This window comes from Microbacterium laevaniformans (genome assembly GCF_016907555.1).
GTDB lineage: Bacteria > Actinomycetota > Actinomycetes > Actinomycetales > Microbacteriaceae > Microbacterium > Microbacterium laevaniformans.
Window position 1 is genome coordinate 1,059,841 of the sequence record NZ_JAFBCE010000001.1, and the last position, 24,980, is coordinate 1,084,820.

The 24,980-nt window shown below is 68.1% G+C and carries 24 protein-coding genes; 21 read left to right on the forward strand and 3 right to left on the reverse strand.

Annotated elements, in window-relative coordinates; all coding sequences use genetic code 11:
* Positions 1-13: 13 nt before the first annotated feature.
* The 4 genes from JOE53_RS04955 to lgt all read left to right on the forward strand — a co-directional run bounded on the left by JOE53_RS04955 (position 14) and on the right by lgt (position 4,973).
* Positions 14-2,455: a heavy metal translocating P-type ATPase gene (locus JOE53_RS04955; RefSeq protein WP_204946954.1), complete on the forward strand. Its 2,442-nt coding sequence runs from the start codon at positions 14-16 to the stop codon at positions 2,453-2,455.
* Complete coding sequence (locus JOE53_RS04960; protein WP_309297572.1) at positions 2,452-3,555, forward strand: multicopper oxidase family protein; 1,104 nt, start codon at positions 2,452-2,454, stop codon at positions 3,553-3,555. The genes JOE53_RS04955 and JOE53_RS04960 overlap by 4 nt, the downstream gene beginning before the upstream one ends.
* 45 nt (positions 3,556-3,600) lie before the next feature.
* A complete protein-coding gene (locus tag JOE53_RS15100) occupies positions 3,601-3,972 on the forward strand; it encodes a multicopper oxidase domain-containing protein (RefSeq protein WP_309297573.1) in 372 nt (123 codons plus the stop codon).
* 92 nt (positions 3,973-4,064) lie between these two features.
* Entirely contained in the window at positions 4,065-4,973 is a 909-nt protein-coding gene (lgt, locus tag JOE53_RS04965) for a prolipoprotein diacylglyceryl transferase (protein ID WP_204946955.1), read from the forward strand.
* 200 nt (positions 4,974-5,173) lie between these two features.
* Here lgt and JOE53_RS04970 read toward each other — a convergent pair whose 3' ends face one another.
* On the reverse strand, positions 5,174-6,259 hold the full coding sequence (locus JOE53_RS04970) for a sensor histidine kinase (RefSeq protein WP_325168470.1): 1,086 nt from the start codon (positions 6,257-6,259) through the stop codon (positions 5,174-5,176).
* A 47-nt stretch (positions 6,260-6,306) separates the two neighbouring features.
* Positions 6,307-7,014: a response regulator transcription factor gene (locus JOE53_RS04975; RefSeq protein ID WP_061681476.1), complete on the reverse strand. Its 708-nt coding sequence runs from the start codon at positions 7,012-7,014 to the stop codon at positions 6,307-6,309.
* A gap of 176 nt (positions 7,015-7,190) precedes the next feature.
* On the opposite strand from JOE53_RS04975, the gene JOE53_RS04980 reads away from it, so the two are divergent.
* The 12 genes from JOE53_RS04980 to JOE53_RS05035 all read left to right on the forward strand — a co-directional run bounded on the left by JOE53_RS04980 (position 7,191) and on the right by JOE53_RS05035 (position 19,198).
* Positions 7,191-7,535, forward strand: a complete 345-nt coding sequence (locus tag JOE53_RS04980; protein WP_061681473.1) for a thioredoxin family protein — start codon at positions 7,191-7,193, stop codon at positions 7,533-7,535.
* Positions 7,525-8,556, forward strand: a complete 1,032-nt coding sequence (locus JOE53_RS04985; RefSeq protein ID WP_082784223.1) for a cytochrome c biogenesis CcdA family protein — start codon at positions 7,525-7,527, stop codon at positions 8,554-8,556. The genes JOE53_RS04980 and JOE53_RS04985 overlap by 11 nt, the downstream gene beginning before the upstream one ends.
* 18 nt (positions 8,557-8,574) lie before the next feature.
* Entirely contained in the window at positions 8,575-9,204 is a 630-nt protein-coding gene (locus tag JOE53_RS04990; protein ID WP_061681471.1) for a peroxiredoxin family protein, read from the forward strand.
* A 204-nt stretch (positions 9,205-9,408) separates the two neighbouring features.
* Positions 9,409-9,831 carry a CPP1-like family protein gene (locus tag JOE53_RS04995; RefSeq protein WP_231860788.1) on the forward strand — a complete coding sequence of 141 codons (423 nt, stop codon included), beginning with the start codon at positions 9,409-9,411 and terminating at the stop codon, positions 9,829-9,831.
* Positions 9,832-9,947: 116 nt separating this feature from the next.
* Entirely contained in the window at positions 9,948-10,232 is a 285-nt protein-coding gene (locus JOE53_RS05000; RefSeq protein ID WP_061681765.1) for a metal-sensitive transcriptional regulator, read from the forward strand.
* A gap of 55 nt (positions 10,233-10,287) precedes the next feature.
* Positions 10,288-10,635 carry a heavy-metal-associated domain-containing protein gene (locus JOE53_RS05005; RefSeq protein ID WP_204946957.1) on the forward strand — a complete coding sequence of 116 codons (348 nt, stop codon included), beginning with the start codon at positions 10,288-10,290 and terminating at the stop codon, positions 10,633-10,635.
* Positions 10,632-12,914 (forward strand): heavy metal translocating P-type ATPase, encoded by a 2,283-nt coding sequence (locus tag JOE53_RS05010; protein ID WP_204946958.1) that lies wholly within the window; start codon positions 10,632-10,634, stop codon positions 12,912-12,914. Before JOE53_RS05005 ends, JOE53_RS05010 begins: the two co-directional genes overlap by 4 nt.
* Positions 12,915-13,042: 128 nt before the next feature.
* On the forward strand, positions 13,043-15,793 hold the full coding sequence (locus tag JOE53_RS05015; RefSeq protein ID WP_204946959.1) for a heavy metal translocating P-type ATPase: 2,751 nt from the start codon (positions 13,043-13,045) through the stop codon (positions 15,791-15,793).
* 437 nt (positions 15,794-16,230) lie between these two features.
* Positions 16,231-16,479 carry a hypothetical protein gene (locus JOE53_RS05020; protein WP_061683413.1) on the forward strand — a complete coding sequence of 83 codons (249 nt, stop codon included), beginning with the start codon at positions 16,231-16,233 and terminating at the stop codon, positions 16,477-16,479.
* Complete coding sequence (locus tag JOE53_RS05025) at positions 16,476-16,730, forward strand: hypothetical protein (RefSeq protein WP_061683414.1); 255 nt, start codon at positions 16,476-16,478, stop codon at positions 16,728-16,730. The genes JOE53_RS05020 and JOE53_RS05025 overlap by 4 nt, the downstream gene beginning before the upstream one ends.
* Positions 16,731-17,058: 328 nt before the next feature.
* Positions 17,059-18,354: a M20/M25/M40 family metallo-hydrolase gene (locus JOE53_RS05030; RefSeq protein WP_005049342.1), complete on the forward strand. Its 1,296-nt coding sequence runs from the start codon at positions 17,059-17,061 to the stop codon at positions 18,352-18,354.
* 10 nt (positions 18,355-18,364) lie between these two features.
* Entirely contained in the window at positions 18,365-19,198 is an 834-nt protein-coding gene (locus tag JOE53_RS05035; protein ID WP_204946960.1) for an undecaprenyl-diphosphate phosphatase, read from the forward strand.
* Here the strand turns inward: JOE53_RS05035 and JOE53_RS05040 are convergent, their stop codons facing one another.
* Positions 19,199-20,065: a PAC2 family protein gene (locus JOE53_RS05040; RefSeq protein WP_005049346.1), complete on the reverse strand. Its 867-nt coding sequence runs from the start codon at positions 20,063-20,065 to the stop codon at positions 19,199-19,201.
* Positions 20,066-20,185: 120 nt separating this feature from the next.
* Between JOE53_RS05040 and JOE53_RS05045 the strand changes: the two genes are divergently transcribed.
* The 5 genes from JOE53_RS05045 to JOE53_RS05065 all read left to right on the forward strand — a co-directional run bounded on the left by JOE53_RS05045 (position 20,186) and on the right by JOE53_RS05065 (position 24,925).
* Positions 20,186-20,872, forward strand: a complete 687-nt coding sequence (locus JOE53_RS05045; RefSeq protein ID WP_204946961.1) for an HAD family hydrolase — start codon at positions 20,186-20,188, stop codon at positions 20,870-20,872.
* Positions 20,869-21,915, forward strand: coding sequence for a tRNA (adenine-N1)-methyltransferase (locus JOE53_RS05050; RefSeq protein WP_005049348.1), 1,047 nt, complete (start codon positions 20,869-20,871; stop codon positions 21,913-21,915). Before JOE53_RS05045 ends, JOE53_RS05050 begins: the two co-directional genes overlap by 4 nt.
* A 4-nt stretch (positions 21,916-21,919) precedes the next feature.
* Positions 21,920-22,870 (forward strand): FKBP-type peptidyl-prolyl cis-trans isomerase, encoded by a 951-nt coding sequence (locus tag JOE53_RS05055; protein ID WP_204946962.1) that lies wholly within the window; start codon positions 21,920-21,922, stop codon positions 22,868-22,870.
* 85 nt (positions 22,871-22,955) lie between these two features.
* Positions 22,956-23,960 carry a helix-turn-helix transcriptional regulator gene (locus JOE53_RS05060; protein ID WP_061683418.1) on the forward strand — a complete coding sequence of 335 codons (1,005 nt, stop codon included), beginning with the start codon at positions 22,956-22,958 and terminating at the stop codon, positions 23,958-23,960.
* Positions 23,957-24,925 (forward strand): helix-turn-helix transcriptional regulator, encoded by a 969-nt coding sequence (locus JOE53_RS05065; RefSeq protein ID WP_204946963.1) that lies wholly within the window; start codon positions 23,957-23,959, stop codon positions 24,923-24,925. The genes JOE53_RS05060 and JOE53_RS05065 overlap by 4 nt, the downstream gene beginning before the upstream one ends.
* Positions 24,926-24,980: the final 55 nt, after the last annotated feature.

Sequence of the window (24,980 nt, forward strand, 5' to 3'; positions counted from 1 at the left end):
ATGTGAGGTCCACATGAGCGAACTGACCACCATCGTCCTCGAAGTAGCGGGTGTGCACGGGGCATCCTCGAAGTCGGTCGTCGAGTCCGTGCTGACCCGTCGACCCGGTGTGATCTCGGTGGACGCAAATCCGGCCGCGCAGACCGCGAACGTCACCTACGACCCGGGGGTCACCACGATCGCGCAGCTGCGAGAGTGGGTGATCGAGTGTGGATACCACTGCGCCGGGGTGTCAGTGCCAGAACACATCTGCGATCCGAGCCACGAGCCCCAGGAGCACTCGGCCCACCAGCCCGTGTCGCAGGGGTTCCCGGCCCACGATCACGGGCCCCACGATCATGCGGCTCACGATCACTCCGCGGGACCGGGCGTGCATGCCGAGCATGCGGCCCGCGCCCGCGATCCGCAGGATGTGATGGGGCACGGCGGGCACGGCGCGGGCATGTCTATGGAAGAGATGATCCGCGACATGCGCAACCGCTTCCTGGTGGCGCTGATCCTTTCGATCCCGATCACGCTGTGGTCGCCGATCGGCCGCGAAGTGCTCGGGTTCGAGGTGCCGGCGCCGTTCGGGCTTCGCGACGATGTGTTCGCACTGATCCTGTCGCTGCCGGTCATCTTCTACTCGGCGTGGATCTTCTTCGATGGGGCCTGGCGAGCGCTGCGTGCCCGCACCCTCGACATGATGGTGCTTGTCGCGGTCGGCGTCGGTGCCGGCTGGCTGTACAGCGTGGTCGTGACCCTCACCGGGGGTGGGGAGGTGTTCTACGAAGCCGCGACGGTGCTGGCCACCTTCGTGCTGCTCGGGCACTGGGTGGAGATGCGGGCCCGCGGCGGGGCGAACGAGGCGATCCGGAGCCTCCTCGAACTCGCCCCGGCACGTGCTGTCGTCATCCGTGATGGGCGAGAGTTCGAGATCCCCACTGCCGACGTCGTTCCGGGCGACCTGATGCTCGTGCGCCCGGGAGCCAAGGTCCCAACCGACGGGGAGGTCGAAGACGGCACGTCAGAGATCGACGAGTCGATGGTCACCGGCGAGTCGATGCCGGTCGAGAAGGTCCCCGGCTCAGCGGTGATCGGTGCGACTGTGAACACCGTCGGCTCCCTCCGGGTGCGTGCCACCAGGGTCGGCTCCGAGACGGCGCTCGCCCAGATCGTCGCTCTTGTGCAGGAAGCGCAGAACTCGAAGGCGCCTGGTCAACGGCTCGCCGACCGGGCTGCATTCTGGCTTGTGCTCGTCGCTCTAATCGGCGGGACTCTCACATTCGCGGCGTGGTGGGCCGCGGGCGCCGCAGTCGCGGTGACGATCCAGTTCGCGATCACGGTTGTCGTGATCACGTGCCCGGATGCGCTCGGGCTTGCAACCCCCACCGCGATCATGGTCGGCACCGGTCTGGGCGCCAAGCGGGGTGTCCTGTTCAAGAACGCAACCGGTATTGAGAGCGCCGCGCACATCGACACCGTGGTCCTGGACAAGACCGGGACGCTCACCAAGGGCGAACCCGAGGTCACCGACTACCTGCCCGTCGGGATGGACGACCTCGAGCTGCTTTCGCTCGCCGCGGCCGCAGAGCGCGAGTCCGAGCATCCGCTCGCGAAGGCGATCGTCGCGTACGCGGATGCTCGCCCGATTCCGCGTCGAACGGCGACCATGTTCCGGAACGTGACCGGCCAGGGTGCGTTGGCGACCGTCGACGGGCGGCAGGTCGTCCTGGGGAACGCCCGCCTGCTGGCCGCCCAGGGCATCGACATCGGCCCGGTCGCCGCTGCTCACCAGTCGCTTGCGGAAGGCGGGCGCACCGCGATTCTGCTCGCCGTCGACGGGATGGTCGCGGGTGTCATCGCGTTGGCCGACGCCCCCCGCGAGACCGCGAGAGCGGCGATCCAGGCCCTCCATGAACAAGGCGTGGAGGTCGTGATGCTGACCGGCGACAATCAGCCGACCTCGGAACGGATCGGCGCGCTGCTCGGGATCGACCGTGTGATCGCCGAGGTGCTCCCCGAGGACAAGGCCGCCAAGATCGCCGAGCTGCAGCAGTCGGGGAGGAAGGTGGCGATGGTCGGCGACGGCGTCAACGACGCACCCGCCCTCGCGCGCGCCGACCTCGGCATCGCGATCGGCGCCGGAACCGATGTCGCCATCGAGACGGCGGATGTGGTGCTCATGCGCTCCGATCCGCTCGATGTGGCGATCGCCCTGCGGATCGGAAAGGGGACTCTGCGAAAGATGCGGCAGAACCTGGGCTGGGCCGTCGGATACAACGCGATCGCCCTGCCGATCGCAGCGGGTCTGTTCTACCCGGCGTTCGGCATCATGCTCACCCCCGAAATCGCAGCGATCACGATGTCCGGATCCAGTGTCATCGTCGCCGTCAACGCCCTCCTTTTGAAGCGACTGCGTCTGCCCGCGCAGCCCACCACCGCACCGATCAACGGAAGGCAGCACCAGAAATGAGTCCCGTCACACGCCTGTCGACTGTCGGTGTCAGCCGCCGCACCTTCCTCGCACTCGGTGTCGGGACGGTGACCGCTGTGGCACTCGCGTCGTGCGCCTCGCCCGACGCGACCTGGGTCCTTCCGGACGGCAGGCAGGTCAGCCGCACCGAACGGCGCCGCGGCGGAACGGGGCGGGTCACCACGGCCACGGTCACCGCCGCCGCCACCAGCCTCGATCTCGCCGGGAAGCCGGCGTCCACGTGGGCGTTCGGGAGCGTGCCGGCTCCGGTGATCCGGCTCGGCGCCGGCGACACGCTGAAGGCCACGGTCCACAATGAGCTACCCGACGACACCTCAGTCCATTGGCACGGACTCGCCCTGCGCAACGACATGGACGGCGTCGCCCCCGTGACGCAGCCGCCCATCGCCTCCGGCGCGGCCTTCGAATACGAGTTCATCGCCCCCGACCCCGGCACCTATTGGTTCCACCCCCATGTCGGCGTCCAGCTGGACCGCGGCCTGTATGGCGCGCTCATCGTCGAAGACCCCGCGGAACCGCTCGCGTACGACGACGAATGGGTCGTCATCCTTGACGACTGGCTCGACGGCGTCACCGCGACTCCGGATGACGTCCTCACGGAACTGTCCCGCGGGATGGGCGGGATGGATGGCATGGACGGGATGTTCATGCGCATGGGCAACACGCTCATGGGCGCCACGTCCGATGCTCTGGGCGGCGACGCGGGTGACGTCTACTACCCGCACTACCTCATCAACGGCAAGCCCGTCGCGGACCCTGCGCAGTTCGTCGGAACTCCGGGCCAGCGGGTGCGCATCCGTCTCATCAACGCCGGCAGCGACACTGCGTTCCGCGTCGCGATCGGCGGCCACACGCTCACCGTCACCCACACCGACGGGTTCCCTGTGGATCCGGTCGAGTTCGACAGCGTCCTGATGGGAATGGGGGAACGGTACGACGTGCTGGTGACTCTCGGCGACGGCGCGTTCCCTCTCGTCGCTCAAGCCGAGGGCAAGAGGGACCGCGGCTTCGCGATCGTCCGCACCGCCGAAGCTGCTGCGCCGACCCCCGACGCGGACATCCCCGAGCTGTCCAGTTAGCGCCTCGCGACCGCGGGCGCTCTCACCGCCTCAGAGCGGGTCGCGCTGCCTTCGCGGTCGCCCGATCGCGAGGTATCGATCACGCTCACCGGGGGCATGGCCGCATACGACTGGGGGATCGACGGGCGTCGGTTCGATATGGCTGAACCGTTGGCGGGTGCGCACGCGATCCGCGAGGGCGAGCGGGTGCGGTTCCGGATCACCAACGACACCACGATGTGGCACCCGTTCCATCTGCACGGGCATACCTATCAGCATCCGGATGGCGGCCCGAGGAAGGACACCTCGATCATCCTGCCCAAGCAGACCCTCGCGGTGGACTTCGACGCCGACAACCCCGGGCTGTGGGTCGCGCATTGCCACAACATCTACCACGCCGAATCGGGCATGACGACCGTCCTCGGCTATCAGCGATAACCGACGCGCACACGATTAACGCGCCGACGAGCGGTCGATCGACCGCGTATGTCGTTGCCCGCACCCGACGCGCCCTCTCTTGAAGGATCAGCATGCTTCCACTCTCGATTCCGAGCCCCGATATCAGTGGGTTCTCTCTCGGTCCGTTCACCATCCGCTATTACGCACTGTTCATCATCACCGGGATCGTCGTCGCGACGTGGCTCACCTCGCGGCGGCTGAAGCGCCGCGGAGCGCGTGGCGATGAGGCCATCGACATCGCACTGTGGGCGGTCCCGTTCGGGATTATCGGGGGACGGCTGTACCACGTCGTGACCCACCCGACCGACTACTTCTACCCGGGAGCCGATCTGCTCACGGTGCTGTATGTCTGGGAGGGTGGTCTGGCGATCTTCGGTGCCGTGCTGTTCGGTGGTGTCGGCGTATACATCGGATGCCGTCGCACCGGCATCCGATTCCTCTCGTTCGCCGACGCACTGGCCCCGGGCCTGCTCATCGCCCAGGCGATCGGGCGGTTGGGCAACTACTTCAACCAGGAGCTGTTCGGTGCACCGACGACCCTGCCATGGGGCTTGCAGATCGACCCTGCCAGTCACGCGTTCCCGCCCGGGCTTCCCGCCGACACGCTGTTCCACCCGCTGTTCCTCTACGAGATGCTGTGGAACCTGACCGGTGCCGCCGTGATCCTGCTGCTCGAACGCAGAGTGGCGCTGCGATGGGGAAAGGCGTTCGGCCTCTACCTGAGAATCTACGGCACAGGCCGCGCGTTCCTCGAGTCGCTGCGCATCGACCCCACCGGCTTCGTACTCTGGGGCATGAAGATCAACATGCTCACCGCGCTTCTGGTTGCGCTGGCCGGGCTCACGCTGATCATCGTGCAGACGCGGCGACACCCGGAGCCCGAAGAGTCCCCATTCCGTCCCGGCAGGGGCCCGGCGCCGGTCGCGGCCGACGAAAGCTCCACCGCAGAGGAGCCGGTCGACCCAAGTCCACAGCCCTGAGGTGGCGCAAGCGGAGCGGGCGCCCAATCAGGGGAATCGCGTACGCGCGGCGTCGAGCATCTGCTGGGCGCACCAGCGTGGGAGCCGATGTCCCGGCCGTGCTGCTCGTCGAGGATCAGGCTCATGCCGCCGCCCGCCATCATCGGCGCACCGACGAACGCCACGCCCAGGCACCTGCGCACGGGCAGGATCCGCAGCGCTCAGACGCGTTTCGTGTCGGACGCGGGTGTGCCGGGAAGCTCGATGATGAAACGTGTTCCGGTGCCCGGGCCGTCGCTGAACGCGGTGATCGTGCCACCGTGCGCGTGGACGAGCGCGCGTGTGATCGTCAAACCGATGCCTGATCCGCCTTGGGCGCGGGAGCGGGCGGTGTCGACGCGGTAGAAGCGCTCGAAGATGTAGGGAAGGTCCGCTGCCGCGATGCCCTCGCCGGTATCGGCGACCGTGATCCGCGCGGTCGTCCCCGAGACGGCAGCGCGGAGAGTGACCTGCCCGCCGGCGGGGGTGTGGCGCAGCGCGTTTTCGAGCAGGTTCGTCAGCACCTGACCGAAACGGTCCGGGTCGATGGGGATGGCGGGCAGGGCTTCATCTGCGTCCACAGTGAGGTTCACGCCCGCGGCCGCGTATCGCTCGCGGGCGGCGCCTGCCGCGTTCGCGAGCAGAGCGGCCGGAGACACGCGTCGCAACGTCAGCTGAAGCGTCCCGGCTTCCGCGCGCGACACCGCGGCGAGGTCCTCGGCGAGCCGGGTGAGTCGTGATGACTGGTCCCGCAGAATCTCGGTCGTGGAGGAGTCGAGGGGCCGGATGCCGTCTTCCACAGCCTCGAGCACGACCGAGATCGTGGCGACGGGGGTACGCAGCTCGTGCGCGACGTCCGCCATGAGTCGGCGACGGAGGGACTCCTGGTGGTCGAGTTGGGCGGCCATCTCGTTGAACGACTCCGCGAACTGATCGAACTCCGATCCGATGCCGGACGCCTCCACGCGTTGTTCAAAATGCCCAGACGCCACTCGAGCGGCAGCGGCCGACATGGTGCTCAGCGACGCTACGATCCGTCGCGCCGCCACCAGGCCCACGGCGAGGGACGCGACCGCAGACGCGCCCAACGCGACAGCGAGAGTCACCGTACTCCCCGAGGTGAACGCCTGCCTCGCGTGTTCGAATGTGGTGCCGGGCGAGGACTCGGCTTCGAGGAGGTGCGAGTTGAAGACGGCGGGACCCACCACCTGTGCGACCACCCAGCCGGTCACCGCGCCGACCAGGGCGATCAGGATCAGCGTGAGCACGAGACGGCGCGCGATCCCCCTCGGTCTCCCGAGTGCGGCGAGAAAGCTCACTGCCCGGTGCCCATCCGATATCCGACGCCGCGGACCGTGCGAATGTACTTCTGCTCCTGGGCCGTGTCGCCGAGCTTCTGCCGCAGGTGAAGGACATGCACGTCGACGAGGTGCTCGTCGGTGACCCAGTCGTCACCCCACACCTCGCCGATGATCGCCCTGCGCGTGAACACCTGGCCAGGGGCCGCGGCGAGGGCGGCGAGCACGTCGAATTCGGTGCGTGTCAACTCGACCAGTTCGCCGTCTCGTCGCACTTCACGGGCCGCGTCGTCAATGCTCAGCGCACCGAATGAGACCGCGCGCATGGTCGAATCGGTGGTGACGCTCGTCCTCGGCCGGCGCAGCATCACGCCGACCCGAGCGACGAGCTCGCGAGGGCTGAACGGCTTCGTGATGTAGTCATCCGCCCCGACCGACAGGCCGATCAGCTTGTCCACCTCCTCGACGCGAGCGGTGAGCATGATGATGTAGCAGTCCGAGAAGGTGCGAATCTGCCGGCATGCCTCCAGGCCGTCGATCCCCGGCAGGCCGAGGTCCAGGATCACGATCTCCGGTTCGCGCTGCCTGGCCAACATGACGGCGCTCGTGCCGTCATGTGCGATGTCGACCTCAAAGCCGTCCTGCTCCAGGTATCCGGCGACCACCTGCGCAAGAGGCTTCTCATCGTCGACGACGAGGGCCCGGCGCGCAGCGGAGGCGTTCATCCCCCCAGTCTGGCCCCCGGTCGCGGTGTTGTCTCCGAACAGGCCGGTGCTTCTCCGAGAATCAGCCCCGACCACGCCCTCGTCTTGATCGAAACTTCACACAACCACAATCGGCCCCGCAGGCCGGGGTTGAAACCATCGAGAGGACGACGCCGATTGATCCGAAATTCGGCGCGATGAACCCCACAGGAGGCACCGTGCGCACGCCGGCCACTTCTCCTTCCGCCCGGATCACGGTGTTGTCCGCTCCGGCGTGCCACTTCTGCGAAGACGCAGACGCTGCGATCGAGGCCATCGGCCAGGACTTCGCCATTGAGGTGGAGCACCTCGCGATCGAGAGCCCCGAGGGCGCACGCCTGGTCGCCGAGCACCGTCCCGCGATGACCCCGCTCGTACTCGTCGACGGGGAGTTCTTCAGCGCCGGTCGCCTGCCGCGGCGGAAGATGATCCGGATGCTGTCCCGCCGCGCGTCGGACGCCGAAACGCTGGCGCTGATGAACGGGGTGCATCGTGGGCAGTGAGCTTCTGACGACGGGCAGCGTGATTGCGGCGTTCCTCGCCGGCGGCGTGGCGCTGTTCGCGCCGTGCTGCATCGTGTTCCTCGCACCGAGCTATCTCGCGGCGGCCGTGAAGAATCGCAAGTGGCGGCTGCTGCCGTTGACGTTCGTGTTCGCCGCCGGACTCAGCGTCATCCTGGTGCCCCTGACCCTGGGCGCGAGCCTGCTCGCAGGCGCGATCGCCCAGTACCACCAGGTGCTGTATTACGCCGGCGGGGCGCTGATGTTCGTGCTGGCCGCGTTCACCCTGACCGGGATGATGTGGTCGCTGCCGAGCTTCGTTCGCGCCCCCGACACAAGCCGATCCGACACCGGCAGCTTCTTCGCACTCGGAGTGTTCTCCGGGATCGCGTCCGCGTGCTGCGCCCCCGTCCTGATCGGGGTGATGGCGCTGTCTGCGATCTCCGCCACGCCCGCCGGCGGGCTCGTCCTCGGAATCGCCTATGTGTTCGGGATGGTGTTCCCACTGTTCCTCATGGCACTGCTGTGGGACGCACTCAAGCTCAACGAACGCACCTTCTGGCGCGCCAAGCCGATCCGGATCCGTCTGGGTGCCCGCACCCTGGTGACCAACACGCTGAACATCGTCGTCGCCGCCGGCTTCGCCGTGATGGGCATCGGCATCATCACACTCGCGAACCAGACCGACATGTCCGGCGGCACCGCCGCGCAGACCGCGATCGCAGACGCGCTCACCGACTTCTTCCTCGTCATCCAGCAGTGGGTTGCGCCGATCCCGGAGCCCGTCCAGGCGCTCATCCTGTTCGCCATCGCGGGCGTGTTCATCTGGGTCACCCTGATCGGACGACGCCGGCACCGCACGCACAGCGCCGGCGCCGATCATTCCGCACCGCAGATGGACGGTGCCGGCTCAGCCGGTGAGGTGCTCACCGTCGAGGGAGCAGCAACCGTCGGCGCGTCGATGACCACAACGAAACCCGGCACTGCGACCGACCACGACGCCCCGTCCGCGTCCTGCCACTGACCAGGAAGGCCCCTACTCATGACTTCTGGATCCGCCACCAAGCGCGCTCGGGCCGAGATCACCGCGCACGCCGCCGCCGATCAGGCCGCGAACAAGTCCGCGACCCGCCGACGCAGAATCGTCCGCTGGTCGATCGGCGGCGTCGCCACGATCGCCGCCGTCGCCGTAGGTACTGCCGCGCTGCTGTCCGCAGCACCGGAAGAGTCCGCCGCGACCCGCACGGCACCCGGCTTCACCCTCCCCGCCTCCGACGGCTCCACCGTCTCGCTGTCCGACTACCAAGGCGAACCGGTGCTGCTGTACTTCAACGAAGGCGCCGGCTGCGACGCGTGCATTCTGCAGATGGCCGCCATCGAAGACGACCCCGGGTATGCCGACGCGGGCATCAAAGTCCTCCCGATCGTGATGAACACCGCCGACCAGATCAACTCCGACCGCGAACGCCTCGAAGTCGATGCCCCGTTCCTCCTGGACGACGGCACGGTCTCCGACGCGTACGGCACCCTCGGCACCGGCATGCACGAAGGCCTTCCCGGCCACGGATTCGTGCTCATCGACGCTGACGGCAACCAGGTCTGGCAGGGCGACTACCCCTCCATGTGGATCGAGCCCGCCGAACTGCTCAAGATCGTCACTCAGGAGCTGTGACCAGGGTTCGACCGGTGCCGGACCGCCGTGGGGTGCCGATCCAACCAGGACCGGGCACCACGGAGGTCGGAGAGCCGCTCACCCGTCGTCACGCGCGAGCCGCAGCGATGACAACCGCACCAGACCGCCGGACCCGGGCCACGACAACGGCACGCAGCCTTTTCACCGTCACGATCCACGGAGCGGCGAGATCAGCGTCAAGGTATGGACGCCACACGAATGGCAGAGGTGGACGAGATCACCGAGAATTCTCCGCCGTCCGATCAGGCCGAGAAGATCCGACCGTGGCGCGGAATCTGGGCGGCCACACGCGCCGCGCTGGGGGCCTTGATGGGACTCGCCCCCCACGTCATGCACCACATCGGTCTCCTCGCCGGTGCCGCCGTGCTCTCCGGCGTCTTCGGCAACTCCGTCCTCTACATCGTCGGCCTCGCGCTCAGCATCCCCCTGCTCAACCGGCTGCGGAAACGGTTCAACACCTGGCGGGCACCACTCCTCGGGGTCCTCGTATTCACCGCCCTGTTCGCGCTATCCACCTTCGTCGTCGGACCCCTCATCAACCCTGCGGGTTCAGTACCCACACCCGAAGCGCCGACCGTCATCGACCATGAGGGGCACCACGAGTGAGCTTGTCGCGCCCCGCCGAGCGTTGACGCGACCTCGTATCCGTTGAACTCGACCGCACGCGACGGGGCCGTGTAGGCTATACCCCTAGAGGGTATAACTGGATGGAGGCGGTCGGTATGGCACACGGATATGTCGACCAAAAGCATGCACTGCTGACGCGGTTGCGTCGGGCCGAGGGACAGGTCCGCGGGATCGCGCGAATGGTGGACGAGGATGCCTACTGCATCGACATCCTCACGCAGGTCTCCGCGGCGACCAAAGCGCTGGAGTCGGTTGCACTCACGCTGCTGGAAGAGCATCTTGCCCACTGCGTCGCGCAGGCGGCGGCGGAAGGTGGGCCGGTCGCGGAGGAGAAGCTCCGCGAGGCGAACGCGGCGATTGCGCGGCTTGTCCGGTCCTGACCGGCACCTCACAACTTCCAACCAACGAATCGGCTCGCGAAAGGAGCACACAAGAATGGCTGGACCGACGTACCAGGACCTCGGGCTGCAGGAGACGCGCGGCGGCGGATGCGCCTGCTGCACTCCCAACTCTCACGCGGCGGACGCGCCGACGGCGCCGGAACGTGAGGCCGTCACGCGTTCGGTTTCTGCAGAGTTCCTGGTGGTGGGGATGACGTGCGGTCACTGCGTCCGCAGCGTCACCGAAGAGGTCACAGCCATCGACGGAGTCTCCGAAGTGGCGGTCTCCCTCAATGCGAACGGCGTCTCGACGCTGACCGTGTCGAGCGCGATCCCGCTTGAGCGCGGTCTGGTGCGAGCCGCCGTCGAAGAGGCGGGATACCACCTCGCGCCGACCTCATGAGCACTGTCGATGTCGACCTCGACATCACCGGAATGACCTGTGCGTCGTGTGCGGCGCGGATCGAGCGAAAGCTCAACAAGTTACCGGGCGTGGCAGCGACAGTGAACTTCGCCACAGAAAAGGCGCGCGTGCAGGCCGACCCTGAGGTCGGCGTCGCCGAGTTGATCGCGGCGATCGAGGAAGCCGGGTACGAGGCAAGCCTGCCCACCCCGGCCGTCGATGAACCTCAGGACGCCCTCACGAATGAATCGCGGGACGAGCTGCGGACATTGCGGCGACGACTCCTCGTCTCCACGGTGCTTGCGGTGCCGGTCGCGGCGATGTCGATGATCCCCGCGCTGCAGTTCCCGTACTGGCAGTGGTTTGCGCTCGCGCTCGCCCTGCCGGTGGTGGTGTGGGGGGCGTGGCCCTTCCACCGTGCCGCGGCCATCAATGCCAGACACGGCAGCGCCACGATGGACACCCTCATCAGCGTGGGGGTTCTGGCTGCCTTCGGCTGGTCGTTGTACGCCCTGTTCTTCGGCGGCGCGGGGATGCCCGGGATGCAGATGGAGGTCACCTTCTTCGGCGCCCCATCGTCGGGCAGCCAGGAGATCTACCTGGAAGTCGCCGCGCTGGTGACCGTGTTCATCCTCACCGGGCGGTATCTCGAGGTTCGGGCGAAACGGAAGTCCGGCGAGGCGCTTCGCGCGCTGCTGGAACTCGGGGCCAAAGACGCGATCGTCCTGCGAGAGGGCGCGGAGTGCCGCATCCCCGTCGCCCAGCTCCTCCCGGGCGATGTGGTCGTCGTGCGACCGGGCGAGAAGATCCCCGCCGATGGCCTCGTCGTGGAGGGTGCTTCCGCGGTCGACGAGTCGATGTTGACCGGCGAGTCGGTGCCCGTGGAGGTCGCGGTCAGTTCTCGAGTGGTCGGCGCGACGATCAACATCGGTGGGCGTCTACTCGTGGAGGTCACCCGAGTAGGGGCCGACACCGAGCTGGCTCAGATGGCGAAGCTCGTCGAGGAGGCCCAGACCGGAAAAGCACACGTGCAACGACTGGCCGATCGGGTCTCAGCGGTGTTCGTGCCCATCGTGTTCCTTCTCGCCGTCGTTGCCTTCGCCGGCTGGATGATCACAGGCGCGGGCGTGGAGATCGCCTTCACTGCCGCAGTGACGACACTGATCATCGCCTGTCCCTGCGCACTCGGACTCGCCACGCCCACGGCGCTGCTGGTCGGCACCGGGCGCGGTGCGCAGCTGGGCATCCTGATCCGTGGCCCGCAGGTGCTCGAGCGGACACGCCGCATCGACACCATCGTGCTGGACAAGACCGGGACTGTCACCGAAGGACGGATGACCGTCACAGCCGTTCACCCCGTGGACGGCGTCGACCGCGACGAGCTGATCCTGTTCGTCGCCGCGGTCGAGAACGGCTCCGAGCATCCGATCGGTCGCGCCATCGTCGCTTCCGCAACGGGTGACGTGCTTTCGGTAGAGGCTTTCGCCGCGGAAGCAGGTCAGGGCGTGCAGGGAATCGTCTCCGAGCGTTCGGTCGTCGCGGGTCGCGCATCGTGGATCCGCGGTCGGTGGGCGCTTGCGCTGCCCGCGCAGCTCGCTGCCTTGGTGGCAGAGGACGAGGAGGCCGGGGCCACTGTCACAGTGGTCGCCTGGGATGGGCGGGTTCGAGGGGCGATCAGCGTCGCCGACACCATCAAACCCACGAGTGCCGAAGCGATTTCCCGGTTGCGACGGCTCGGCCTGACGCCCGTTCTGCTCACCGGCGACAACGCGGGCGCAGCCCGATCTGTCGCGGCCGGCGTGGGCATTCAGGATGTCCGTGCCGGTGTAACGCCGAAGGGGAAGCTCGACACGATCCGCGAGCTGCAGGCCGCCGGTCGGGTTGTGGCGATGGTTGGTGACGGCGTGAACGACGCTGCGGCGCTGGCCGCAGCCGATCTGGGCATCGCCATGGGAACCGGCACCGACGCGGCGATCACCGCGAGCGACCTCACCGTCGTGTCCGGCGATCTCCTGCTCGTGCCAGACGCCATCAGGTTGGCCCGTCGCACACTGGGCACCATCAAGGGAAACCTCTTCTGGGCCTTTGCATACAACGTCGCGGCGATCCCCATCGCCATGCTGGCTCTGCTGAACCCGATCCTTGCGAGCGTCGCGATGGCGTTCAGCAGTGTGTTCGTGGTCACCAACAGCCTCCGGCTGCGCCGCTTCGATCGACTTCCCGGCCCGGCGGATCAGCCTCGGGCTGCGCCTGTCGGCGTCCCCGCCTTCGTGTCCTGAGCGTTCCTGCGGCGCGGCGCCGACGGGTGCGATCACCAACGGGAACGACCGACGGTTCCCATTGAGGAATACCCCAGAGGGGTATACGGTTCAACGTAGATAGGTTCATCTATGGCGAGGTGACTTCCATGGGCTGGTTGATTGTCGGTGTCGCGGTTCTTCTGACCGCACTGCTGGGCTGGTTCTTCTTCGGGCCGAGGCAGGCAGGGAAAGTCGAGCTTCAGGATGGAGTGCAAGTCGTCCGCGTGACCGTGGACGGCGGATACTCTCCGGATCTCATCGAAGGCGTCCGCCCCGGAGTGCCGGTGCGGATGCTGTTCGACCGGCGTGAAGGCGGTGAGTGCACGTCGCGGGTGGTGATCCCGGGATTCAAGGTGAACGCGGCCCTGCCCGCATTCCAGACGACCGCTGTCGAATTCGTGCCGGCCGCCGCCGGCGAGTATCGGTTCGCGTGCGGCATGAACATGGTGTCCGGCACGATCCGCGTGCAAGGGGAGCCGCCGGTTGCCTCGGCTGGCGACACCGCGCCCGCGACTGTCGAGCTTTCGGCCGCAATCACGCCGACCGACACCGATGTCGAGGACGCCGAGCGTGCCGCGGAGATCAAGGATCTGACCAGGCGGATGCTGGTCGGCGGGGTCTTGACCGCGCCGGTGCTGTTCGCGGTGATGGCCGCCGAGATCTTCCATGCCACCTGGGTGCCGGAGTTCCTGATGAACCCGTGGGTGCAGTTGACTCTCATCGCCCCGGTGATGCTGTACGCGGGCTGGCCGATCCACCGTGTCGGCTGGAAAGCGCTCGTGCATCGCAGCGCCGAGATGAACTCGCTGATCACGCTCGGAACCACCGCGGCCTTCGGCTACAGCCTCATCGTCACCGCGGCGCCCCAGCTGCTGCCGGAGGAGCTACGACAGGTCTACTTCGAAGCGGTCGGGGTGATCATCACCCTGATCCTGCTCGGGCGGCTCCTCGAGGCGAAGGCGAAGGCCGGAACAGGCGAGGCGATCCGCAAGCTGATCGGCCTGCAGCCGCGCACCGCCCGTGTCGTTCGCGATGGTGCCGAGTCCGAGGTGCCGGTCGAGGAGGTCGTCGTCGGCGACATCGTGGAGATCCGTCCCGGCGAGAAGCTGCCCGTCGATGGTGAAGTCGTCGGCGGGGCGTCCACCGTGGACGAATCGATGGTCACCGGCGAGTCGATCCCGGTCAGCAAACGGGTGGGCGACACCGTCATCGGCGCCACGATCAACACCACGGGCTCGCTTCGATACACCGCGACGCGTGTCGGCGCCGACACAATGCTCGCCCAGATCATCAAGCTCGTCCGCGAAGCCCAGGGCTCGAAAGCTCCGATCCAGCGACTCGCTGACACGGTGTCCAGCTGGTTCGTTCCCGTGGTGATCGTGATCGCGATCTGGACTGCGGTCGCGTGGCTGCTGGTGGGCCCGCCGCCGGCGTTCATCTTCGCCCTCGTCGCCGCGGTGTCCGTGCTGATCATCGCGTGCCCGTGCGCGCTGGGGCTTGCGACCCCGCTGTCTATCACCGTGAGCACCGGCAAAGCAGCCGCGCACGGCATCCTGATCCGCTCGGCTGAGGCACTGGAGACCGCACACAAGCTCGACGCGATCATCTTCGACAAGACCGGCACCGTGACCCGCGGCATCCCCGCACTCACGGACGTGCTCCCGGTCGACGGAGTCGCAGAAGACCGCCTGCTCGCCCTCGTCGCAGCCGTCGAGAAGGCGTCCGAACACCCTCTCGCGGCCGCCATCGTCACCGACGCCGGCGACCGCGGGCTGGGCCTCGCCGAGGTCGTCGACTTCGCCTCGGTCACTGGCCAGGGCGTGCGCGGCAGCGTGGACGGACAGCTCGTGCTGGTCGGGAACCGCCGACTCCTCGAAGCTGCCGGCGTCGACACCCGCCCGCTCGAACTGGCTCACGACACACTCGCCGATCAAGGCAAGACGCCCATGCTCGTCGCGATCGACGGACGCGCTGCCGGAGTGATCGGCGTCGCCGACACCGTGAAAGAGAGCTCCGCCGCCGCGATCGCCGCCCTCCACGTGCGCGGCATCGAAGTCATCATGATGACCGGCGACAACCGCGCCACCGCGGCAGCGATCGCCGCCCAGGTCGGCATCCGCCGGGTCGTTGCAGAAGTCCTGCCCGAGCACAAAGCCGACGCGGTCCGCCGCCTGCAGGCGGAAGGCAAGATCGTCGGCATGGTCGGCGACGGCATCAACGACGCCCCCGCACTGGCTCAGGCCGACGTGGGGTCGGCGATCGGGACAGGCACCGACGTGGCGATCGAATCCTCCGACATCACGCTGATCTCGGGCGACCTGTCCGGAGTTGTCACCGCGGTCGACCTGTCACGGGCGACCATGCGCAACATCCGTCAGAACCTCATGTTCGCGTTCGTCTACAACATCATCGGCATCCCCGTTGCCGCGGGCGTGCTCTACCCGGCATTCGGGATCCTGCTCAGCCCGATCATCGCTGCCGCCGCGATGGCACTGTCGTCACTTTCGGTCGTGGGCAATGCGAACCGACTGCGCCGATTCGCACCCGAGCCCATCCCCGCACCTGACCCCGTCAGCATCGCCACGATCCCGGTCGTTGAAGTCGGAGGCAGCCCGGTTGCCACAACCCCCATCAATCACCACCGAGAGGAACCCATCATGGGACTGTTCAGCAAGAAGCCGACTGTCGAGATGGTCATCGACCCCGTCTGCGGCATGAAGATCGATCCCGCCAAAGCCGCGGCGACCCGCGTCCACGACGGCGTCACGTTCTATTTCTGCTCGCTCAGCTGCGCGGAGACCTTCGACGCAGATCCGCACCGCTACGGCCACCCCACCGCCCACGCCGACCACCACTGACCCTCACCGCGGGCGCCGCACCTATACCGCGGCGCCCTGCTGAAGCGTGGATTCGCGGCCATCGGCGACAGTGAGCAGATGGTTCCTGGACGTCCGCCGCCACGGTCAGTGCTCGGACGCAACACGAGGCAAGTGCCGCACTGGAACCGCGCGAGCTTCAGTCAACGACATCGATGGCGCGCCGACAGAGCGACGACATCTTGTTCACCGTGCCCATTGCAACGGTGAATGGACGAGCCCAGTCGAGCTGCGTCAGATCCTTGTCAGCGCGCTCGGACTAAACGCCGCGAACCGTCCAGCGCGTGTCCGCTCCGACAGCGCGCGCAGATCTTCAGCGAACCTTCATCGGTCCGCCGCAGGTTCTTGATCTGGGTCGCTCAGGCTGGAGGAAGCGCCGAAGGTCATGGTCCGGAGGTGGAGCAAAGCAGGAGGCGATCGTGAGTATGTGGTGCGACCAGATGGGGATCGGCGGCTGGGTCGGCATGATCGCCGCCTGGGCGGCAGTCCTCGCCGTAGTCGTGTGGGCTGTGCGCCGCATGTTCCCTGCTCCGTCCACTCCTATCTCCGACCCGAAGGCGCTACTGGACGCGCGGCTGGCTCAGGGCGAGATCGATCTCGTCACCTACCAGAACCTCCGCGCAGCCGTGAACGACTCCATGCCCGCCACCATGAAGGGAACACGATGAAAAAGCACCTCCTCCTCCTTGTCGGCGGTGGGGCGCTCGCGCTCGTCGCACTGCTCACGTTCGGCGTCAACGTCAGCCAGGCCCTGCCCGTCGCACTCGCCATCGCGTGCCCGCTGAGCATGATCGCCATGATGTTCTTCATGAATCGCTCAGGCGGCCATGGGCATGGTCGCGGACACGTGGAGCACGGACCGGCGGAGCACCAGAACCGGTATGTCGCGTCCCGCGACGACCACGAACGGATCCCCTGACCCCAGCTCGACGGGGCGTCTTCAGCGGTCCGCACCCGCGGTCGATTCTCGATCGGCCGGCCAGCGGTGCTAAAAGTGCTAACTCAGGTGCTAAGGAACGTGTAGGCGGGTGTTCCTCGATGCAGTTATCCACAGGTGATGCGCTCGAGATCGTTGATATTCCGGGGGAAAATGCCGATTGGTGATGCTGCGCGCGGGAGGGTCGAGTGCAGTTCAAGTCCCCCCTCGCGCACAGAAGGAAAAAGGTCCCGTCAGGGGCCTTTTTCTTTTGTCAAGAGAGTCCTCGTGCGTTCTCCGTTCGGGGCGTCGGGCGCGCTAGCGTGGAGGCATGTCCGACTCCGAACTGCCCGAGGTCGCCTGCGTCGCGCGCGATCTCATCCGCTTCGACACGACGAACTTCGGCGAGGGGCGCTCGCGGGGAGAACGGGAGGCCGCGGAGTACATCGGTGCCTACCTCGAAGGCCTCGGACTGCGCCCCGAGTACTACGAGCCCATCCCGCGGCGCACGAACCTCACCGTCCGCGTGCCGGGCCGTGACCGCGACAAGCCCGCCCTGGTGCTGCACGGACACCTCGACGTCGTCCCGGCCGTCGCCGAGGACTGGAGCGTCGATCCGTTCGGCGGCGTCGTGAAGGACGGGATGCTGTGGGGACGTGGCGCCGTCGACATGAAGGACATGGACGCGATGATCCTCACCTCCGTCGCCGACCTGCTGCGCGCGGGGGAGCAGCCTGCTCGAGACCTGATCGTCACGTTCTTCGCCGACGAGGAGAACGGCGGCGTCGAGGGCTCGCAGCTGGTCGTGCGCGATCGGCCGGAGTGGTTCGCCGGTGCCACGGAGGCGATCAGCGAGGTCGGCGGCTACTCGATCCCGGTGGGCGACCGTCGGGCCTACCTGCTGCAGGTGGGGGAGAAGGCCCTGGTCTGGCTGCGTCTGCGCGCGCACGGTGCCGCGGGGCACGGCAGCCGATTCCACCCGGACAACGCCGTCACCCGTCTGGCCGAGGCGGTCGCCGCCCTCGGACGTTCCTCGTGGCCGCTGGAGTTGACCACCACGACGCGCCAGACCGTCGACGGGCTGGCGGCCCTCTGCGGCGTCGACCCGGCCGACCCCGACGCCGTCGCGGACGCGACGGGACCGGCATCCGGTTTTCTGCGCTCCACGTTCCGGACGACGGCCAACCCGACGGGCCTGGTCGCGGGGTACAAGCACAACGTGATCCCGGATGCCGCGGTCGCCACGATCGACGTGCGCACCCTTCCGGGGCATGAAGAGCGCGTGCTGGCCGAGATCCAGCGAATCGTGGGCGAGGACATCGTGGTCGAGGTGTCGCATCGCGACATCGGGCTGGAGGTGCCGTTCGCGGGACCGCTCGTGGACGCGATGGTCGGGGCCCTGGAACGCCACGATCCGGGCGTGCCCGTTCTGCCGTATCTCATGGGCGGCGGCACCGACAACAAGGCGCTCGCCGAGCTCGGGATCGCCGGATACGGTTTCGCTCCGCTGCGGCTTCCCCTGGATCTCGATTTCACCGGTATGTTCCACGGTGTGGACGAACGCGTCCCCATCGACGCGTTGGTCTTCGGGCAGCGCGTGCTCACCGATCTGATCCGCACGTACTGAAAGGCCCCCCATGCATCTGTTCGAGGCGATCATCCTGGGCCTTGTCCAGGGACTCACCGAGTTTCTCCCCGTCTCCTCCAGTGCCCACCTGCGCATCATGGGCGAGTTCCTCCCGTCGGCCGAAGACCCTGGCGCGACCTTCACCGCCATCACCCAGATCGGCACCGAACTCGCGGTGCTCGTGTACTTCTGGGGCAAGATCGTGCGCATCATCTCGCAGTGGGCGAAGTCGCTGACCGGTCGCGTGCCGCGCAACGATCCCGATGCCCGCATGGGATGGATCGTCATCATCGGCACCATCCCGATCGGCATCGCCGGCTACCTCTTCCAGGACGTGATCCGCGACACGTTCCGCAATCTCTGGCTCGTGGCGACCGTTCTCATCGTCTTCGGTCTGCTCCTCGGGGCGGCCGACGCTCTCGGACGCCGTACCCGCACGGAGGAGGATCTGACGTACGGGCACGGCCTCGCTCTGGGCCTGGCCCAGATGCTCGCCCTCGTCCCGGGTGTCTCGCGCTCCGGTGCGACGACGACGATGGGCCTGGCCCTGGGCTACACCCGTCCGGCCGCGGCGGAGGTCGCGTTCCTGCTTGCGGTGCCGGCCGTGTTCGGCAGCGGACTCTACGAGCTGGTGCAGGCCATCAAAGACCCGGGCGACCAGGTGTACAACATGTTCGAGACGGGCGTCGCCACGGTCGTCGCGTTCGGGGTGGGTCTGGCCGTGATCGCGTTCCTGATGCGCTACCTCAAGCGCGGCAGCTTCCTGCCGTTCGTGCTGTATCGGCTCGCGCTCGGCATCCTGCTGATCATCCTGCTCAGCGTCGGCGTGCTGCAGGCCTTCTGATCAGGAGCGGCGGGGGTCCGGCGGACCGGGTTTGCCCGGGCCTTCGCCGCCGCGGCGGAGATAGCGCTCGAACTCCTGCGCGATGGCGTCGCCGGACGCCTCGGGCGAATCCCACGTGTCGCGTGTCTGCTCCAGCTGGCGGATGTACTCCGTCATCTCCTCATCGTCGGCCGCGGCGGCGTCGATCGACGCCTCCCAGGCCAGCGCCTGGGCGGGCAGCTCCCCACGCGCCACGACCGCCCCGGTGAGATCGGTGACGCGGTCCAGCAGAGCGAGCGTCGCCTTGGGCGACGGGGTGTGACCGGCGACGTAATGAGGCACATTGGCCCACAGGGCTGCGGTCGGGATGCCGGCGGTCTCGGCGGCGGCCGTGAGCACGCTGAGAATGCCCACCGGGCCCTCGTAGGTGGGCTTCTCCAGGCTGAGGGCGGCGCGGAGGCTGTCGTTGTCGCTGCCGGCGAACACCGAGATCGGCCGGGTGTGTGGAACATCGGACATCATTGAGCCCAGCGCGACGATGCCGGTGATCCCCTCCGTGAGCGCGGCATCCACCAGCTCGGCGGCGAAGGACTGCCAGGCCCGCGCCGGCTCGACCCCGGACAGCACCCAGAGGCGGGTGCCGTCGGCGGGATGGAGAGGCCGCCACAGCGTCGCGTCCGGCCAGGTCAGCGTGCGCGAGCCGTCGGCGTCGAGCGTGATCTGCGGGCGGGTGTACTGGTAGTCGAAGTACAGCTCCGGGTCGACGGCGAAGACCTCCCGGTACGCGCCGGACTCCTTGATGTGTGCCGCGGCGGCCGAGGCGGCTTCGCCCGCGTCATTCCAGCCGTCGAAGGCTACGATCAGCACGCGGTTACCCAGTTCGTCCACTCCGCCCCTCTCGCACGGTGCATCAATTCCTCCACGATACGCGCCGGGGCCGACCCGGGGGCGGACGTGCCGCGTGCCGCACGCAACAGCAGCGTCGAGGCGCCTGGGTAGCATGGTCCGATGAGTTCCGCCCTTCCCGCCGCCGTTCTCTGGGACATGGACGGCACCCTCGTGGACACCGAGCCCTATTGGATGGAAGCAGAGACGGCTCTCGTCAAGAGCTTCGGCGGCACTTGGACGCACGAACAGGCGTTGACGCTCGTCGGACAGGGACTCGAGACCTCTGGCGCGATTCTGCAGGAGGCGGGCGTGCGAATGCCGGTCGCCGGCATCATCGATCACCTCACCGGCGAGGTGACGCGCCTGCTGGCCGAGCGGGGGAGCCCGCTGCGCCCCGGAGCCCACGAGCTGCTCGCGGCGCTGCGCGGCGCCGGCATTCGCTGTGCGCTGGTGACGATGTCGATGCGGCGGATGGCCGAACAGGTCGTGGCGCCCTTTCCCGAGCTGTTCGAGATCATCGTCGCGGGCGATGACGTCGCGCGGCCCAAGCCGTTCCCGGACGCGTATCTGCAGGCGTGCCGTGCCCTCGGCGTCGATCCCGTCGATGCGATCGCGATCGAGGACTCACCGACAGGCGTGCGGGCCGCCGTCGCCGCCGGGGTCACGACGATCGGCGTGCCGCTGATGGTCTCGCTCGTCGGCACGGGCGCCCACGCCCTGTGGCCGACGCTCGCGGGGCGCACACCCGACGACATCGCCGCGGTCCACGCGGCGCACCGCACCCACCGCACAGGAGAGCACGTATGACCACGCCGACTTCCCTCGTGGACCTCCGTCCGAGCGGCCCGTTCCGCCTCGGAGATCGCGTGCAGCTGACCGGTCCCAAGGGGCGCCTGCACACCGTCACCCTCCGGGAGGGTGGCGAGCTGCACACGCACCACGGGGTGCTCAAGCACGAACAGCTCCTCGGCGAGCCCGACGGCTCGGTGGTCACCAACTCCGGCGGCCACGAGTACCTGGCCTTGCGGCCGCTGCTGCGCGATTTCGTCATGTCGATGCCGCGTGGCGCGGCCATCGTGTACCCGAAGGATGCCGCACAGATCCTGGCCTCGGCCGACATCTTCCCCGGCGCGACGGTCGTCGAAGCGGGTGTCGGATCTGGTGCGCTGTCGATGTGGTTGCTGCGCACGATCGGTCCGGCCGGGCGGCTGGTCTCCTTCGAGCGGCGCGACGAGTTCGCGGAAGTGGCCCGGGCCAACGTCGAGACCTTCTTCGGGCACACACCCGACAGCTGGGACGTGGTCGTGGGAGACCTCGTCGAGGAGCTTCCCGCCGCGGTGCGCCCGGCATCCGTGGACCGCGTCGTTCTGGACATGCTCGCTCCGTGGGAGTGCATCGACGCGGTCGCTGACGCTCTCACGCCCGGCGGCGTCGTTCTCTGCTACATCGCCACAGCAACTCAGCTCAGCCGTGTCGCGGAGTACATCCGCGCCACCGGTCTGTTCACGGAGCCCGAAGCGACCGAGACGATGGTGCGTGGATGGCACGTCGAGGGACTCGCGGTGCGACCGGATCACCGGATGATCGCCCACACGGGGTTCCTCATCACGGCGCGCCGCCTTGCACCGGGCGCGATGCCCCCCGACGTGCGCAAGCGCGCGCTGAAGAAGCCGAGCTATGCCGACGAGGACGTCGAACTCTGGACGCCCGGGGCCGTCGGCGATCGCCAGATCACGGACAAGAATCTCCGCAAGCGCGTGCGCGAGGCTCAGCGCGCGGCCGACGGCGCTCGGCAGGCGTCGGCCGACATCGTCGCGGCCGGGGGCGGCGCAGCGGACGACGTAGACTGATCCGGTGCGCCGGATCCCTGCTGTCCTCGCCGTCATCGGCCTGTCTGCTCTGACCCTCGTCGGATGCGCGTCGACGCCCGGATCGGCGGCGTCCTGCGACCGCCCGGCCGACAGTTCGGGCGTGCTGAACACGGTGAGCGTCTCCGGCGCCGCCGGCGCCCCGGACGTGACCTTGAGCGCTCCGGTCTACGTCGATCACACCGTCGCCGTCGACGAGAGCGTGGGCTCCGGACCGCGGGTCACATCCGATATGCAGGATGTGCAGTTCGCCATCACGATCATGAGCGGGTCGACCGGTCAGAAGATCCTGACGTCGGGCACGCAGGTCACTCCGCTGTCGAAGTGGCGCGAGCAGTACGCCGGGTTCGCCGAGCTGATGACCTGTGCGACCGAGGGCTCCCGCATCCTCGGCGCCGTCCCGGCCAGCGCGCTGTCGGCCCCGGCCGCTCAGGGGTGGGGTCTCACCGGCGCCGACTCGATCGTCGTCGCGATCGACCTGCAGAAGGTCTACCTGGCCGCTGCGGACGGCACGCCCCAGTACAACGATCGCCGGGGGATGCCCTCGGTGGTGCTGGCTCCGAACGGCACACCGGGGATCATCATCCCCGACACCGCGCCGCCGTCCGAGCTGGCCGTAGAGGTTCTCAAGAAGGGCGACGGCCCCGCGGTCGGCGACGGCGATCAGATCCGGATCAACTACACCGGCGTCACGTGGGCCGACCGCAAGGTCTTCGACTCGACATGGGACAAGGGGGCCTCCACCGCGGTCACGCTCGACGCCGTCGTCCCGGGCTTCGCACAGGCTCTGAAGGGGCAGACCGTCGGATCTCAGATCCTCGTGGTGATCCCGCCGTCCCTCGGATACGGAGACAAGGCCACCTCGTCCATCCCGGCAGGCTCGACGCTCGTCTTCGTGATCGACGTCCTCGGCGTCGACACTCCCGCCGCTCCCTGACCCGACCGGGGTGCTGATCGCCCACGGTCCGCTCACGGCCGCGCGGCACCGCCGTCGCTCCACAGGCGGCGCCTAAGATTGACGGGTGCCCACCGAGACCAGCCGCAGCGCGCCCGAGGAGCGCCTCGTCAACCTGGTGGTCGCACTCATGGCGACGGAGCAGGGGCTGACGAAGGACACGATCCTCTCGTCGGTGGCCGGCTACCGCGAGCAGGGTTCCGCGGGGGCTTCCAAAGACGCGCTGGAGAAGATGTTCGAGCGCGACAAGGAGAATCTCCGCTCGCTCGGCATCCCCGTGGAGACCATCGGCGACTACGCCGACCCCGACGATCTCCGTGAGGCGCGGTACCGCATCCCCACCGCAGAATACGAGCTTCCCGCCGACATCGAGTTCACGCCGGCCGAGCTCGCCGTGCTGAACCTCGCCGGCGGCGTGTGGAGCGAGAGCTCGATGTCGGCCGATGCGCGCAGCGGCCTGCGCAAGATCCGGGCGTTGGGCATCGACGTCGACGCGCCCATCATCGGCTACTCGCCGCGCGTGAACCTGCGCGAGCCCGCCTTCGCGCCGATGCAGCGCGCGATCGAACAGGGCCGCGTCGTCGAGTTCTCCTATCTGAAGGCGGGAGAGGAGAGTGCGCGCGTGCGTCGCGTGCAGCCCTACGCGTTGATCGAGTACGAGGCGCGGTGGCACGTCTACGGGTTCGATCTGATTCAGGGTGACGTGCGCACGTTCCTGCTGTCGCGGATCGTGTCGGATGTCGCGATCACGCGGACGTCGTTCGATCTCGCCCTGCGCGAGGGCGCCGGCGAGCGTGCGCTGACCGGACTGGCGGAGCTCGCCGCCCGTCAGCAGGCGCTGCTGGAGATCGCCCCGGGCACCGAGGCCGCTCTGCGACTCACGCGCCGGGCGACGCCCGCCGACCAGGGAATCCGCGTGCCCTACGTCGACGTCCACATCTTCGCCGACGAGCTGGCCTCGTACGGCCCGGAGGTGCGCGTGGTCGAACCGGGAGAACTGCGCGACCAGGTGATCGCGCGTTTGGAGCGCACGCTACGTGTGCACGGCACCGGCGCGGGGGAGCGATCATGAGTGCGCGGCGTAAGCCTCTTCTCGCCACCGATCGCGCTGCCCTGATCCTCCAGCTGGTGCCCTACCTGATCGGGAAGGGCGAGGTTTCGCTCACCGAGGCGGCAGAGGAGTTCGACGTCACGGTCGAGCAGATGCGGACCATGGTGGAGAAGCTGACCGTCATCGGGCTACCCGGCGACGGCGGCTTCTGGCAGATGGCGAACGATCTGTTCGACATCGATTGGGATCTTCTCGATCAGCAGGATCTCATCGTCATCACCAACACCGTCGGGCTCGAGCGCACCCCGCGCCTGACGGCACCGGAGGCGGCGGCCCTGCTCGCCGGACTCCGCGTCGCGGCATCGCTGCCCGGCGTCGGCGACAGCGGCGTGATCCAGGGGCTGCTCGCCAAGCTCGCGCGTGGCGCTTCGGGCGTGCCGGCCGATGTCATCGTCGCGTCCGGCGAGGTCGACGACGTCCGTCTGACGGTCGATCGCGCGCTGCGCGACGGCGTCGCCGTGGCCTTCACCTACCAAGCTCCGGATGCCGCGCCCACCACCCGCACGGTCGACCCGGTCAAGGTCCACCTCGCGGGCGGTCAGTGGTACCTGCAGGGGTGGTGCCACCTGCGTCAGGCGATGCGCACCTTCCACCTCGACCGCGTTTCCGACGTGCGTCTCACCGACATCGTGAGCACCCACGGTGACGACAGCGTTCCGGGACTGTTCGAGGGCGCCGCCCGCGACGTTGAAGTCGTCGTCCGCTATCGGGCATCGGCTGCGCCCCTGCTGGCCGACTACGTCGTGATCGACGACCCGGCCGATGCCGGCGCCGCGGTGCGCTCGGCACGGGTGCGCGTGGGGGATGCCCGCAGCCTGAAGCGTGTCGCGGCGAAGCTCGGCGGAGATCTGGAGATCGTCGGACCGGATGCCGCGCGTCACGCAGCCGCGGCGTGGGCCGAGGCGGGGCTCGCCCAGTACGCCTGAGCCCGGCGGCGGGACCGACAGGTAGACTGGGCGATATCCCCAGACCCGAGGAGAC